This window comes from Ensifer sp. ENS10 (genome assembly GCF_014852025.1).
Taxonomy (GTDB): Bacteria; Pseudomonadota; Alphaproteobacteria; order Rhizobiales; family Rhizobiaceae; genus Ensifer.
Genome location: NZ_JACVAS010000003.1, coordinates 320655 through 335182, shown reverse-complemented (window position 1 = coordinate 335182; position 14528 = coordinate 320655). Strand labels below are relative to the sequence as shown.

Below are 14528 nucleotides of genomic sequence, written 5' to 3'. Positions count from 1 at the left end.
TAGCCATACACAACTTTCAAAAAGTGTACGCGTTATAGCCGTACATTTCAAGGAGTGGACTTTCCCTTGCGCTACTACGACGCAGACGGGATCTCAGTAGAACCCCGTCAGAAGCACCTGAACCGAAAACGCCCGAAAGCTCCTGCGCGTGCTAGCCGAAAAGGCCGTGAAAGCGTTCGACCAGAACTTTTCGATGACGCGCAATCTTTCTAGGTGCTTGCTCGGAGATTTGCCGCCTGTGGGTCGGGATCCGCCACAATCTCAGTCGCCTGCAGGAATGTCTCCCAGAGAAAGTCGTGCCAGCTTGCATCAAGAGGCGTGAGCGGGGACCGGCAATGCGCTTGAATCATCCCCCGTTTCGCGAGCATCCATTTCACGGGGATCGGGTTCGATTCTACGAACATCGCCTCATGCAGTGGGGCTATCCTATTGCTGATGCGCCTGACTGTATCAACGTCGCCCGATCGTGCCGCTGCGCACAAGCACGACATCGCGACCGGGATAACATTGGCCGAGACCGATATCGTCCCCTGGGCGCCCAGAAGAAGAAGAGCCGCCGCGGTCGGATCGTCCCCGCTGTAGACGATAAAGTCTGTCGGTAGTACGCGCATTAGCATAACGCCGCGGGCAATGTCGCCTGTCGCGTCCTTCAACCCTTTGATATTGGGTATCTCTGCCAAGCGCAGTACCGTCTCGTTGCTCATGTCGGCGACAGTTCGTCCGGGCACGTTGTAGAGTATCAACGGAAGTTCGACGGCGTCGGCAACGGCTTTGAAGTGCTGGAAAATTCCGTTCTGGGTCGGCTTGTTATAGTAAGGCACCACCGAAAGCGCGGCCGTGGCGCCAGCGGTTCGGGCGAAGGCAGCGAGTTCGATCGCTTCACTTGTGGCGTTTGCACCGGTGCCGGCAATAACCGGAATTCTGCCATCAGAGTGCCGAACTGCTTCAAGTATCACGTCACAGTGCTCTTGCAAGGACACCGTCGCACTCTCGCCGGTCGAACCCATAACGACGATGCCGCCGCTTCCTGCGAGGATATGCCAATCAATCAGGTTGCGAAAACTCTCCCAATCGATTTCGCCGTCCTCGAGCATCGGCGTAACCAACGCCGGAATACTGCCGACGGGAAGGCCCCTTTCTTGCTGGTGTCTCTTTTGAGGGGGATGAATCATGACTGTCACCGAATATTGTAAGAAAATACGGAACACGATGGAGGGCGCCAAGTGTTGAGCTTATGCGCACCTCGTCTATCGCGGCGTTCTCGACACCATCTGGTCGTAGCGGCCCTCGAGCGATCTACTCGCTCCGCCAATACGCCAGTTCTCCTTCAGTGGCTTGTTGAGAGTGAGTTCCAGGCGCGGACGAAGGCGTTCGCACTGCGCCGGATCTCGTCAAGTGTTCGTCCGGGTTTGTAGAGGTTTCCCCCTATACCGAACCCGCTTGCACCCGCTTCGACCCAGCCGGCCATAGACTCAGGTGTGATGGCTCCAGTCGGCAAAAGCGGAATCTCGCTCGCGAAAACTGCGCGCCAAGCTTTCAAAACTGAGGGCGAGATCGATTCCGCAGGGAATACCTTTAATCCCACCGCGCCCGCCTCGAGCGCCGCAAATCCTTCTGTCGGTGTCGCCACCCCGGGGAAGCAAGCCATGCCTTGTTCCTTTGCGGCGCGTACTACTCCCGTATCTGCGTGCGGCATTACGATCAGGCGCCCTCCGACATCGCCCACTCGTGCGACATCAGCAGGCTTCATCACGGTGCCTGCGCCAATGACGGCATGCGTTCCAAATCGCCGCGCGATGAGTTCGATGCTTTTAAATGGATCGGGTGAATTGAGCGGTACCTCGATTAGACGGAAACCGCTTTCCACCAAGACTTCTGTCACGCCTTCCACCTCGTCGGGCGAAATCCAACGCAGCACGGCGATGAGCGGGCAAGTTTTAAGGGTCGCGCCCACTGCAATTGGCGCGCTCGATGAGATCTGGTCGTTTTTCATGTATGGCTCCACTGACAACAGCCATACACGTGGTGTTCGGTTCGGCGAGTTGGGCTCGGTAAATGCGGCGCACATTGTCGCAGTTCTGTCGAGAGCCAAGGATGCCGTCTATTTCGACTGGATTCCCAAAATCGAATTGTGTATGGCTACAAACCATACATTAAGAGACGATTATGTCTTTGTCTAGGGATTAAGGGAAGCGAGTTCGAGTATGGAAAAGGCGATAACGTGGGACGACCGCCGAACGATTGCGATACCTGGTTACAATGAGCAGATCGTCCGCTGGTTCACGCTCACAACCATTATATGGGCAATCGTCGGTCTTTCAGCCGGTCTGTTCGTTGCGCTGCAGCTGACCTTTCCCTCGTTGAATTTTTCCGAATACGCGACTTTTGGCCGACTTCGCTCAGTTCATGTCTCCGGAGTCGTTCTTGCGTTCGCGGGTAACGCGCTCCTCGGAACTTCTTTGTACGTCGTGCAGAGGACTTGTCAGGTCGGGCTATGGGGCGGCCGTTCCATGGCTATCATGGTGTTCTTTGGTTACCAACTGTTCTTGATATTGGCGCTGACGGGTTATCCGTTAGGCATCACGCAAAGCAAAGAGTACGCAGAGCCCGAGTGGTATGCCGATCTACTGCTGCTTGTGACTTGGCTTGCGTATCTCGCGATCTTCGTCGGTACGCTCGCGCGGCGTCGCGAGCCGCACATATATGTGGCGAACTGGTTCTACCTCGCCTTCATCATCACCGTCGCGGTGCTTCACATCGTCAACAATCTGGCGAGTCCAGTTTCGTTCGTTGGTACGAAGAGTTACTCGCGCTTTGCCGGCGTGCAGGATGCTCTGGTTCAGTGGTGGTATGGTCACAACATGATCGGCTTCTTCTTGACGGCTGGCTTCATCGGAATGATGTATTACTTCGTTCCGAAGCAAGCCGAGCGGCCTATCTATTCCTATCGGCTTTCCATCGTCCACTTTTGGGCGCTAATCTTCCTCTACATCTGGGCCGGTCCTCATCACCTCCACTACAGCGCGCTTCCTGACTGGGCGCAAACGCTGGGTGTGGCCTTTTCCATCATGCTTTGGATCCCCTCGTGGGGTGGGATGATCAATGGCATCATGACCTTGTCTGGCGCGTGGGGGAAGCTGCGTACCGACCCGATACTGCGCTTCTTGGTGGTCGCAGTGGCTTTTTACGGCATGGCGACGTTCGAAGGTCCGTTGATGTCCATCAAAGCGGTCAACGCCCTCAGCCACTACACCGACTGGACTGTTGGCCATGTTCACTCCGGGGCGCTCGGCTGGGTGGCCTTTATGACGTTCGGTTCGATTTACTATCTCGTTCCGCGACTTTGGCGATCCCAACTTTGGTCTCACCGATTGATCGAGTGGCATTTCTGGCTCGCGACAATCGGAATCGTCCTCTACATCTCCGCGATGTGGGTTGCCGGTATCGCCCAGGGGCTTATGTGGCGAGCCTACGACCAGTTCGGCTTCCTTCAGTACTCCTTCGCCGACAGCGTAGCGATGCTGCATCCGTATTACGTCATTCGGGCGCTGGGCGGTTCAATGTACCTACTTGGCGCGCTGCTGATGGTGATCAACACCTGCATGACCATCCACGGCTCGAGATTTCGACGGAGGATGCCACGTTAATCCGAGACCCTCTCGATTTGCACCCGGTACGCTAGGTCGCCTTCTCACTCGAAGACTGACCAGTCCCTCCAGCTCAAGCTGAAAGACGTTGCTTCGCATGGCAAAAGCACCTGAAAAGAAAGTCTCGCACGAAACCATCGAGCGCTCGACGACCCTGCTATTCGTCCTGAGTTTCCTTGTTGTTGCGATAGGAGGCCTCGTCGAGGTCGTTCCGCTGTTTCGTCTTGATGAAACTATCAAACCGGTGCAGGGGGTCAGACCCTACACCCCGCTCGAGCAACTCGGGCGAAACATCTATACGCGTGAGGGATGTTACACTTGCCATAGCCAGCAAGTCCGACCATTCCGCGATGAAGTCGAGCGATATGGGCATTATTCTATCGCTGCGGAGAGTATGTTCGATCATCCGTTCTTGTGGGGCTCAAAGCGCACAGGGCCAGACCTTGCACGAGTAGGCGGAAAATACTCGAATGCCTGGCACATCGCGCACATGATCAATCCACGCGATGTGGTCCCGGTGTCCGTGATGCCTGGCTACCCCTTCCTTCAAAGCCGCGAGTTGCAGTACTCCGATATATCGGATCACCTGCGCGCGTTGCGAGGCGTTGGCGTTCCGTACACGGGTGAGGCGGTTCTGAAGGCAGCGGCAGACGTCCGCGCCCAAGCCTCGGGCGACGATACGGACGCGTTGCTCGCCCGTTACCCCGGGGCGAAGATCGGCGATTTCGACGGCCAGCCTCACCTCATCACAGAAATGGATGCGTTGATCGCCTATCTGCAGGTGCTCGGCACCATGGTCGACTTTTCAAACGTCCGGCTGGACGAGCCGAAAGACTGAGCCATGCTGCAATCCATCATCAGTTCATTCCTAAACGTTTGGCTCGTCATCGCCGTCACGTTGTTTGGCGGGATCCTCTGGCACGTGTTCCGCCCGTCGGCACGTAGAGTCATGGAGCTTCACGCGCTGATCCCATTCGAGGAAGAAAGACGCAACCGATGAGCATTCACGAGCGCAACCAACTGACCGGTCAGGTTACCACCGGGCATGAATGGGACGGCATTCGAGAACTAAGGACGCCGATCCCTAACTGGTGGCTGATTACCTTCATCATCACTTGGATATTCGCGATCGGCTACCTGGTCCTCTATCCGTCCTTCGCGACTACGAAGAGCTACGCGCGGGGTGTTTTGGATTGGTCGAGCAAAAAGGAATTGGCCGACGCCACCCAACAGGCGCGTGAGTTGCAGGCCTCCTGGAGAAAGCAGATAGTCGCGACCGCCCTTGAGGAAATTGAGGGTAACGATGACCTGCGAAGGTTTGCTATCGCTGGCGGCCAGGCGGCCTTCAACGAAAACTGCGCGGCATGTCATGGGGTCGGCGCCGGTGGGCAGATCGGTCAGTTCCCTTCGCTGACCGATGACGACTGGCTCTGGGGGGGCAAGATCTCCGATATCCATACCACGATCCGTCACGGTATCCGAGGCTCCGGGGACGATACGCGGGTGAGTGAAATGCCGGCTTTCGGTGGTGTTCTTAGTCCCGACGAAATCACAGCCGCTGCGAACTACGTACTCAGCCTTTCTGATCGTGGACGCGACACCACCAGGGCCTCCATGCCTGGAGCTACGATCTTCGCGGATAACTGCTCCAGCTGCCACGGCCCCAACGGGGAGGGCGGCCGCGAATTTGGTGCGCCCCGACTGAACGACGCGATTTGGCTTTATGGCGGGACAGTGGACGCAATCGTCCGACAAATCACGCAGCCGAAAATGGGCCAGATGCCGACTTGGGAAGGACGTCTGGACGAGGTGACCATCCGAATGCTTGCTGTTTACGTCCATACGCTCGGTGGCGGGGAAATGTGATGGCGACCACCACGATCCACGACGCTGTTTCGCGTCGCAATCCAACGCGTCTGCCGATTCCCCAAACTGTACGCGGGCGCTATCGCACCATCAAGACGGGTCTGGCCGTTGCGCTTCTGACCTTCTACTTCGCAGTTCCGTGGCTCCGCTGGGACCGCGGACCGCTGCTGCCCGATCAGGCAGTGCTCTTCGACCTTCCAGGCAGGAGATTGTTCATCTTCGGTCTCGAGTTCTGGCCGCAAGACTTGCCAATAGCGGTCGGCGCGCTGATATTGGCCGCATTCGGATTGTTCGGTGCCACGACCCTCGCGGGGCGCGTTTGGTGTGGGTTCGCATGCCCGCAGACCGTTTGGACTGACTTGTTCTTTACGGTCGAACGCTACTCTGAAAGGGTGTTCGGCAAGGGCAGCGTCTCTTCGCAGATCGCCAAGCCGGTCGTTCAGATTGCGCTTGCAGTTCTGACCGCGTTCGGATTTGCAGCCTTCTTCAACGACGCACCGAGCCTGCCTTTGGAGCTGGCCGGAGGGACCGCGCCTGCGGGCGCGTACATTTCGATCGGCGTGCTGACACTTACCACTTGGTTGTTCGCGGCCTACGCGAAGGAACGCGTATGCCTGCATATGTGCCCGTGGCCCCGTTTCCAGGCCGCTCTTCTGGACAAGGACAGTCTGGTTGTCACCTATCAGCAGTGGCGTGGAGAGCCGCGCGGCAAGAAAAAGGTCCCGCTACGATCTGGATTGACCGATCTTACCGCGCTCGCACGCCAGGCAAGTGAATTTGAATCCACTCGCGGAGACTGCATCGATTGCCTGCGGTGCGTAAATGTTTGTCCGACGGGAGTCGATATCCGGGAAGGACTGCAGATGGGCTGCATCGGATGTGGTCTTTGCATTGACGCATGCGATGAAGTCATGACCAAGATAGAACGTCCGACCGGTCTCATCCGCTTCGATGTCGAAGGATCGGAGACGGCCGGCTCATTCCACGGTCCAAAGATCAGGGTTGTTCGACCCAAAATCGTTGCTTATGCCGTGCTTTGTCTTGGCGCATTTGCGGCGATTGTCTTCGGGACGCTGAATATGAAAAGCGTGTTGGTGGACATCGAACCGCAACGTGGTCAACCTTTTGTTCAGTTGTCCGATGGTTCGGTTCGCAACGACTTCAGCTTCCGCCTTGCCCATCGGTTAGGCTCGCTCCACGGTGTTTCGATCCATGTAGAAGGTCTACCCGGAGCAACGCTGAGATTTGCCGAGTCCACAAAATCTGCGGAAACGGTGGCGATCGCGATGCCTGAAAGCCGTAGGGTAACAGACCGGCTGTTTGTCACAGCAGTACCCGGGAAAGCGCCGGCTGGGCGGGAGAGCGTACGTCTTGTCGTCAGTGATTCCGAGAGCGGGGAGACACTTGGAGAGGTGGAGACCTATTTCTGGGGGCCGGCGCGATGACACCCGACCATCCGCCCGCAATTTCAAAAGACCTCTGGATTCCTGGTTGCTTTGTTGCGTTCTTCGCCCTTCTCTTCATTCTCGAGGCGGCGTTCATCGCTCTGGCTAGCCAGAGCTTTCCCGGACTCGTCACAGACAACGCCTATTCCGTTGGCCTGAACTACAACGAGGTTCTCGCACAGCGCCAGGTGGAAAAGAAGGTAGGCTGGAGGACGGATGTCTCCTTCGAGCAAGGTGAAAAGCTTGAAGGCCGGCTGTCGCTTCGCATTCACGATGGCAATGGACAGCCGGTCGTCGCGGACAAACTGCGCGCGACCGCGGAGCGCATGAGCCGTTTCCCTCAGATACAGGCGGTGAACTACGAGCGACAGTCAGACGGGAGCTATCTTGCTCATTTTTCAGTGCCACTCGCTGGCCGGTGGTTCATCCGAGCGCGGATACAACGCGCCGAGCAGGTTGTTCATATCATCGACGAGATCGAGGTACTGCCATGAAGAGCGGATCAACTCGTTCCCCAGCTCCGCCGGTTACGCTTCTTGCAGCCTTTGCTTCGGCTAATGATCACGGAGCACAGCAAATCGATCTCTTGGTTGAAGGGGTACATTGCGTAAATTGTATCCGCAAGATCGAGGCTGGTCTTGCCGGCGATCCTTCGATCACGAAGGCCCGAGTGAATCTCACCCTTCGCCGGTTGTCGGTCGAATGGACCGGAAGCGCTGACCATGCTGAAGCTATTGGTGCGACTGTCCGCGACCTCGGCTACGCGATCGCACCCTATGACGCGGGCTCACTGAGTGTTTCGTACCGTCGAACTGGCCGCGAGTTGCTCCGTTGCCTGGCGATCGCAGCATTCGCTTCTTCCAACGTCATGATGCTGGCATGGGCCGTCTGGGCGGGCGAGGCGCAGGGCATGTCGGCTGGGACGCAGGCGTTTTTCAATTGGTTGTCGGCGTTGGTCACGGTGCCGGCCCTCGCTATCGCTGGCCGACCCTTCTTCCGGTCAGCGTTCACCGCGCTTAAAGCCGGCCGCACAAACATCGACGTACCTATCGTCGCCGCTCTCGTGCTGGCTGCCGCAATCAGCTTCATGGAACTCTTTCGCAGCAACGGGCACGTGTATTTCGATAGTGTGTCGACACTGCTCTTCGTTCTCCTCGTTGGTCGCTATCTCGACTTCCGGGTTCGCGCCAAATCCCGTGAGGCTATAGAGCGCCTGGCGATGATGCGAACCGAGCACGCAACGATTGTCAGCGATGATCTTGAGACGACAGTCATCCCAGCCTCGGCGGTGCTGCCGGGGATGCTCGTCTTGGTCGCTGGCGGCGAGACGCTGCCGGTCGATGGTCATGTGGTGAGCGGGGAATCTACTCTCGACCGCTCGGCGGTTACCGGAGAGACCCTTCCCGACTTGGTACGCCCTGGCGACGAAGTCCTGGCGGGCTGTGTCAATGGGCCGATCGAGTTACGCATAAGGGCTAGTAAACCCGTAGCCGAAAGCCACCTATCAGAAATACTTCGACTGGTTGAACAGGCTCAACTCAATAAGGGCCGGGCGGCCACAATGGCCGATCGGCTAGCTGCCATTTGGACGCCTCTCATACACGCCGTCGGGCTTCTCACATTCGTCGGATGGTGGCTCATAGTCGGTTCCGACATTCCCACCGCGCTTTTGCATGCCATCACTGTCCTAATCATCGCATGCCCCTGCGCGATCGGTCTCGCCATTCCAGCAGTTCAGGTGGCGGCAATCGGCGGTCTGCTCCGGAGAGGTATACTCGTACGTTCCGGTGATGCTTTGGACAGATTGGCGGCGATCGACAGCGTAGCGTTCGACAAGACGGGGACGTTGACCGACGGCCGACCGGAACTGGTCTCGATGCCGTCGGATCCCGCTGCCCTCCGAATCGCGGCAGCGCTAGCAAGGGTCAGCCGGCATCCCTATGCACGTGCAATGGCGCGCCGCCTCGGAGGTGAGGACCCTGTCGAAGAGCTATTCGAGACACCCGGTGCGGGAATTTCGGGTCTCGTAAACGGCGAACGGGCGCGCCTCGGAAGCGCGGTCTTCTGCGACGTGCGTCAAGAGACGATCGATGTAGCCGGTGAACTTTGGATGGTGTCGCATTCGGTGGGGCCGGTGAGGTTCCTCGTCAGTGAAAATGTGCGCAAGGATGCGCCAGAGGCAGTTGCTTACTTCCGAAGGCGAGGGGCGAAAGTGGCCCTCCTCTCCGGCGACCGTCGCGCTACGGTCGACCGATGTGCGGATGACCTCGCGATCGAAGAGTGCCATGGGGGGCTGAAGCCAACGGAGAAAGCCGATTTCCTACGGCAATGGGGCGCGAGCGGGAAGAAACCGCTGATGATCGGGGATGGACTGAACGATGCTCCCGCTCTAGCCGCCGCCTTTGTGTCGGCGAGCTTCGGACACGGTGTTCCGGCTGCGCAGGTGGCCGCGGACTTCGTCCTCCCCTCGGAAACGCTTTCATCGATAACCGTTGCCCACCGGACCGCGCTAAAGTCGGCCGGGATCGTCCGGCAGAACCTTACGTTTGCAGCTGTCTACAACGTCGCCCTAATCCCAATTGCCGTTATGGGGTGGGCGTCTCCTTTGATCGCGGCAGCGGCGATGTCGGCAAGCTCGATAATCGTCACATTAAACGCGCTTCGCGCACAGCCCCCGGGGGCGGAGGCGCCTTGAAATGAGCCCGCTGCTATTCCTCATACCTCTAGCTCTCACGCTTGGATCATTCGGAGTAATCGCCTTCCTGTGGTCCCTGCGCAATGGTCAGTACGACGATCTCGACGGTGCTGCTGAGCGAATATTCCTCGACGACGACAAAGTGGAGACATTCCATGACGCATGAAGAATTCATTAAATCCACCAAAAGACGAAAGGCGTTCGCCTTGGTTCTGACCTCCGGGCTGGCACCGGTTTTTGGGGGCCTTTATGCCGGCCCTGCTGGGGCTTTCTGGGCCTGCACTGCTTGGATTGTGTTCGTCGTTTTGCCTCGGACGACGGGGACACGTCTTTTGGGATTCGCGTACCGCAGCTTTTTTGCCGCAGACCAGTTGCCCTGGACTATGGTCAATCTTGTTCTCGCGATCATGATTGGCTGTATGCAATTCGGCATGGACGTTGCGTTTTATGGAGCTCTAGTTGGTGTTCCTATCGTGGTTCTGACGTTGATCCTCGCAGTGATGGAACCTGACTTGGAAGCGGAGCAGGTCCCAGTAGCTCCGCCGGCCAAAGTCCAGGAGTAGATGTCACCTCCAACTCACAAACCAGGCGTCCTCAGGTAGCCTGGGAAGGCAGTCGGCATAGTCCACCGCGAACGCAAATCAACATCACAGAAAGAAACGTCATGCAAAATGACAATAGCCGGAAAATCGCCTCCCTGATCGATCACACGATCCTAAAGCCAAACGCCAGTGTTGAGGAAATCGGGCGCTTTTGCGCCGAGGGCATCGAATTCGGTTTCTGCTCGGTTGTGGTGAATCCCATCCATGTCAGTCGCGTCTCTCAAACCCTGAAAGGCTCGGGTGTCAAAACGACATGCGTCGTGGGATTTCCACTCGGCGCGGAATTGACCCTTGTAAAACTCAAACAGACAGAGATGGCAATCCAACAAGGCGCGGACGAGATTGATGTTGTGATTGACCTCGGCGCTTTTGTCGACGGTCGCTACCGCGACATCGAAACCGAACTGGCTGCGATCAGAAGAGCTTCCACGGGAAAGATTCTGAAAGTGATTATCGAAACCGCATTGCTTTCTGACGAGGGAAAAATCACGACTTCCAGCATCTCAGCCACCGCCGGAGCCGACTTCGTGAAAACATCGACGGGCTTCTCGACGGGCGGCGCTACGGTGCATGACATCGCACTCATCCGGAAGACGGTCGGTACGGAAATCGGCGTCAAGGCGTCGGGCGGAATCCGGACCCGCGCTGACGCGTTACAGATGCTCAATGCCGGTGCAAACCGCATCGGAACAAGCGTCGGACCGCTGGTGCTAAAGTCATAGGTGGGTTGAACCGATGCCGTTTTCGCCTGAGAAGCCGCTTGAAAAGCCGCAGAGCCCGAACTTTTCGTCCGGTCCCTGCAAGAAGCGTCCGGGTTGGTCACTGTCCGCCCTTGAAGGAGCGGTCTTGGGCCGCTCCCATCGGTCCGAACCGGGTAAAGCCAAACTGCGTGAGGTGATCGATCTCACGCGTGGCGTGCTGAAGATACCTGAAGACTATCGTATCGCCGTCGTCCCTGCGTCCGACACTGGAGCAATTGAGATGGCGCTGTGGGGCCTTCTCGGCCCACGTGGTGTGGACGTGTTCGCGTGGGAGAGCTTCGGCTCGGATTGGGTGACAGACGTCGCGAAGGAGCTCGAGATCGAGGACCGAAGGATTTTCGAGGCTTCCTATGGTGAACTTCCTGACCTCTCGCAGGCGTCACCAGATCGTGACGTCGTTTTTGCCTGGAATGGGACAACGTCCGGGGTGCGCGTGCCAAACGGGGACTGGATAGCGGCCCAGCGAACGGGGTTAACGATCTGCGATGCAACATCGGCCGCTTTCGCCATGGATCTTCCTTGGTCCAAACTCGATGTCACAACTTGGTCATGGCAGAAGGTTCTCGGTGGAGAGGGCGCCCATGGCATGATTGTGCTCAGCCCGCGGGCAATTGAGCGACTGATCGATCACGTGCCGACTTGGCCGGTGCCCAAGGTCTTTCGCATGGTTGCCCGCGGATTGGTCACAGAGGGTCTTTTCGCCGGTGAGACCATAAATACTCCATCGCTCCTGGCAGTTGAGGATGCAATCGACGGGTTGCTTTGGGCGCGTGATATCGGTGGGCTGCCTGCTCTCGAGGCCCGGTGCCAGGCGAATTTCGCTCGTGCGAACGAATGGGTGCAACGAACCAATTGGTGCGACTTCTTAGCAAGCCGTGAGGAAATTCGTTCGCAAACGTCGATCTGCCTAAAAATTGTAGATCCCCGATTCGCGGGCGATGCAGAGCTGCAAGCGAAAATCGCTACGGGAGTCGTCCGGCTGCTTCAGGAGGAAAACGTGGCTTTTGATGTCGGTGCCTACCGCGTCGCTCCACCGGGGTTTCGATTCTGGTGCGGAGCAACGGTTGAGACGTCGGACCTCGAGTTGGCGCTGGAATGGCTGAATTGGGCATACTATCAGACGAGGGACTCGGTGATCGCATGAAGGAGATGAGCATCGACGATACCGATGGCCTTGTGCACCTCTTTCCGTGCTTCAGTCGCGCGGATATCTCGTTCACGCATGGTGAAGGTTCGTGGCTGTTCAACGCCGATGGTGACCGGTACCTAGACTATGCAACGGGTATCGCCGTAACCGGTCTTGGGCATTCCCACCCGGAGCTACTCAACGTCCTCGTCCGGCAGGCGGCGAAGGTATGGCACGTTTCGAACGCAGTGCGCATCCCAGAGCAAGAGGCGCTAGCGGGGTTGCTTTGTCAGAAGACGTTCGCAGACAGGGTCTTCTTCTGCAATTCGGGTGCGGAAGCGATCGAGGCATGCATTAAGGCCGCACGCCGACACCACTTTGCGAACGGCCATCCCGAACGCCAAAGAATTGTGACTTTCGAGGGAGCTTTCCACGGCCGCACTTTGGCCACGATCGCCGCAGGCGGGCGTGAGAAGTACCTTGAGGGATTCGGCCCCGCTGTTCCGGGATTCGAGGCCGTTCCGTTTGGTGATCTGTGCGCTCTTGAGGCCGCGTGCGGAGCCGACACAGCGGCAGTTCTCGTCGAACCCATACAGGGAGAGAGTGGCGTGCGAGCGTTGGATCCTAGCGATCTCGAGCGGATCCGGACTCTATGCGATCGCCAAGGTGCCTTACTCATCTTCGACGAAGTACAAACGGGTGTCGGTCGGACCGGCCACCTGTTCGCTTATGAGAACTCGCCAGTGACGCCGGATATACTCGCTGCGGCAAAGGGTCTGGGTAATGGTTTTCCGGTCGCAGCGTGTCTTGCTACCGAACAAGTAGCGGCGAGTATGAAGCCCGGGACGCACGGCAGTACCTTCGGTGGCAACCCGTTGGCGATGGCTGTAGCGAAAAGGGTCGTCGAAATAATTGCCGATGAGGCATTTCTTCACGAAGTGCGGCGCAAAGGGAGGCGGCTATATTCAGCGCTTTCGAGGCTCGCAGAGGAATACTCCGATGTATTCACCGAGGTTCGTGGTGAAGGGTTGCTCTTGGGATTGCGGTGTGTTGTACCTATGGAACTCGCGGTCTCTACCGCACGTGCGCGCGGCCTGCTCTGCGTTGCCGCCGGTGACAACGTAATGCGGCTGTTGCCGCCGCTTAACCTGGCGGACGAGGAAATAGAAGAGGGGCTGGAACGGCTGCAAAGCGTCGCCAGATCGCTGAGAGAGAGGCCGTAATTTGGCGACAGAGCGAGGCTGTTACGCTAGGTTAAAAGCCGGCGGCAGCAGCCGCGTTCGAGGGGCGCCTTTTGTAACAACGACGTACCATCAAGGGGCGGAAACCCGCGTCGCTTTTAATCTGTGGTTGAGGGCTGCTCCAGAGCGTGACTCAGCCACTTTACCCCATCTTCGATCCCTCCGAAGGGGTAGAGGTGATAATGTACAGGGCCAAGATCGCGCCCGATCAGACCGGCGCCAAGGCGTCTCCAAAAGCGCTCCGGTCCCACTCGATGGAAGTTGTTGGCCAAAGAAAGGCCATACCTGCGAGCGATCGAAGCGGACGTGATTACCCCGAACTGCTTCGCGTACCTTAGAAGCTTCCCGACAGCCGCCGGTCCGGGCACTCCGATCCGGACCGGCGAATTGATACCTTCCTTACGCAGGCGCTCCAGCCACTGTACGATCGCGTCGGCGTCGAATCCGAATTGAGTGGTGATTTCGACCGAACACCCGGCGTCAGCGAGGAACCCGACCTTCCATTTAAGCGACTCCCAGAGTTTTTCCGCGGCGATTTTAGGGTGCCCCTCTGGGTATGCGACGATGCCCGCATGACGGATGGAATGCCGTCTAATCACGTCGCTCCGCAACAGCGCCAGCGAGTCTTCGAATGGGCCCGCCGGGTAAGCAGGATCGCCGCCCACGAAGATAAAGCGTTCAGGAGCAGCTTCGCGGATTAGCCCCCCTATCAGGGTGTCCCGATCCGCCTCAGAGTGAAGACGACGTGAAGAAATTATAGGAACCGGCTCGAAACCGCAGACCCTGATCACGCGAGCCGCGTTAACACGCTGGGAATGATCCTCATTGCCCAAGAAAGCGATGTTGATGGGCGTTCCCGAAGCAATGCTGCTCTTGGCAGCTTCTATCTGCCCGATGTCCTTTCCGGTAACTTCGAGTGCAAAGGACGGACCATCTGCGTGGATTTTTATATCGAATGGGGCATTTTCGTTCCGCATATCCAACCTCGTGTTCACTGCCCGACAACCGGCGTGGGACGAACGGATGGTTCCTGCCGCACGCCAACCGGCCCCGTGTGAAGCAAAGGCTGGCCATGGGGAGCGCAGGGAGATTCACAAGCAACCGCCGAAGCGGCAATTGCGCTCAACCGAATCCTCAACCCAGCG

At 57.9% G+C, this 14528-nt stretch carries 15 protein-coding genes; 12 read left to right on the top strand and 3 right to left on the bottom strand.

What is annotated here, in order from left to right; all coding sequences use genetic code 11:
• Positions 1 to 209 precede the first annotated feature (209 nt).
• Both dapA and IB265_RS14775 read right to left on the bottom strand, forming a co-directional pair.
• Positions 210 to 1172: a 4-hydroxy-tetrahydrodipicolinate synthase gene (gene dapA, locus IB265_RS14780; RefSeq protein ID WP_192371166.1), complete on the bottom strand. Its 963-nt coding sequence runs from the start codon at positions 1170 to 1172 to the stop codon at positions 210 to 212.
• 155 nt (positions 1173 to 1327) lie between these two features.
• Positions 1328 to 1993 carry a 2-dehydro-3-deoxy-6-phosphogalactonate aldolase gene (locus tag IB265_RS14775; RefSeq protein WP_192371167.1) on the bottom strand — a complete coding sequence of 222 codons (666 nt, stop codon included), beginning with the start codon at positions 1991 to 1993 and terminating at the stop codon, positions 1328 to 1330.
• A 211-nt stretch (positions 1994 to 2204) separates the two neighbouring features.
• Here IB265_RS14775 and ccoN point away from each other — a divergent pair, with 211 nt between their 5' ends.
• The 12 genes from ccoN (at position 2205) to IB265_RS14715 (ending at position 13365) form a co-directional block, all read left to right on the top strand.
• Positions 2205 to 3647, top strand: coding sequence for a cytochrome-c oxidase, cbb3-type subunit I (gene ccoN / locus IB265_RS14770; protein ID WP_192371168.1), 1443 nt, complete (start codon positions 2205 to 2207; stop codon positions 3645 to 3647).
• A gap of 97 nt (positions 3648 to 3744) precedes the next feature.
• Positions 3745 to 4485 carry a cytochrome-c oxidase, cbb3-type subunit II gene (ccoO, locus tag IB265_RS14765; protein ID WP_192371169.1) on the top strand — a complete coding sequence of 247 codons (741 nt, stop codon included), beginning with the start codon at positions 3745 to 3747 and terminating at the stop codon, positions 4483 to 4485.
• Positions 4486 to 4488: 3 nt separating this feature from the next.
• Positions 4489 to 4647 (top strand): cbb3-type cytochrome c oxidase subunit 3, encoded by a 159-nt coding sequence (locus tag IB265_RS37350; RefSeq protein WP_192371170.1) that lies wholly within the window; start codon positions 4489 to 4491, stop codon positions 4645 to 4647.
• Positions 4644 to 5513 (top strand): cytochrome-c oxidase, cbb3-type subunit III, encoded by an 870-nt coding sequence (gene ccoP, locus IB265_RS14755; RefSeq protein WP_192371171.1) that lies wholly within the window; start codon positions 4644 to 4646, stop codon positions 5511 to 5513. The genes IB265_RS37350 and ccoP overlap by 4 nt, the downstream gene beginning before the upstream one ends.
• A complete protein-coding gene (gene ccoG, locus IB265_RS14750; RefSeq protein ID WP_192371172.1) occupies positions 5513 to 6958 on the top strand; it encodes a cytochrome c oxidase accessory protein CcoG in 1446 nt (481 codons plus the stop codon). The genes ccoP and ccoG overlap by 1 nt, the downstream gene beginning before the upstream one ends.
• Positions 6955 to 7452: a FixH family protein gene (locus IB265_RS14745; RefSeq protein ID WP_192371173.1), complete on the top strand. Its 498-nt coding sequence runs from the start codon at positions 6955 to 6957 to the stop codon at positions 7450 to 7452. The genes ccoG and IB265_RS14745 overlap by 4 nt, the downstream gene beginning before the upstream one ends.
• Positions 7449 to 9653 carry a cation-translocating P-type ATPase gene (locus tag IB265_RS14740; protein WP_192371174.1) on the top strand — a complete coding sequence of 735 codons (2205 nt, stop codon included), beginning with the start codon at positions 7449 to 7451 and terminating at the stop codon, positions 9651 to 9653. Before IB265_RS14745 ends, IB265_RS14740 begins: the two co-directional genes overlap by 4 nt.
• A gap of 1 nt (position 9654) precedes the next feature.
• Complete coding sequence (ccoS, locus tag IB265_RS14735; protein WP_192371175.1) at positions 9655 to 9819, top strand: cbb3-type cytochrome oxidase assembly protein CcoS; 165 nt, start codon at positions 9655 to 9657, stop codon at positions 9817 to 9819.
• Positions 9809 to 10216, top strand: coding sequence for a hypothetical protein (locus IB265_RS14730; protein WP_192371176.1), 408 nt, complete (start codon positions 9809 to 9811; stop codon positions 10214 to 10216). The genes ccoS and IB265_RS14730 overlap by 11 nt, the downstream gene beginning before the upstream one ends.
• A 101-nt stretch (positions 10217 to 10317) precedes the next feature.
• Positions 10318 to 10977, top strand: a complete 660-nt coding sequence (deoC, locus tag IB265_RS14725; RefSeq protein ID WP_192371177.1) for a deoxyribose-phosphate aldolase — start codon at positions 10318 to 10320, stop codon at positions 10975 to 10977.
• A 13-nt stretch (positions 10978 to 10990) separates the two neighbouring features.
• Entirely contained in the window at positions 10991 to 12160 is a 1170-nt protein-coding gene (locus IB265_RS14720) for a phosphoserine transaminase (protein WP_192371178.1), read from the top strand.
• A complete protein-coding gene (locus tag IB265_RS14715; RefSeq protein WP_246805946.1) occupies positions 12157 to 13365 on the top strand; it encodes an aspartate aminotransferase family protein in 1209 nt (402 codons plus the stop codon). Before IB265_RS14720 ends, IB265_RS14715 begins: the two co-directional genes overlap by 4 nt.
• Before the next feature lie 116 nt (positions 13366 to 13481).
• Here IB265_RS14715 and IB265_RS14710 read toward each other — a convergent pair whose 3' ends face one another.
• Positions 13482 to 14360 (bottom strand): methylenetetrahydrofolate reductase, encoded by an 879-nt coding sequence (locus IB265_RS14710; RefSeq protein ID WP_192371179.1) that lies wholly within the window; start codon positions 14358 to 14360, stop codon positions 13482 to 13484.
• Positions 14361 to 14528: the final 168 nt, after the last annotated feature.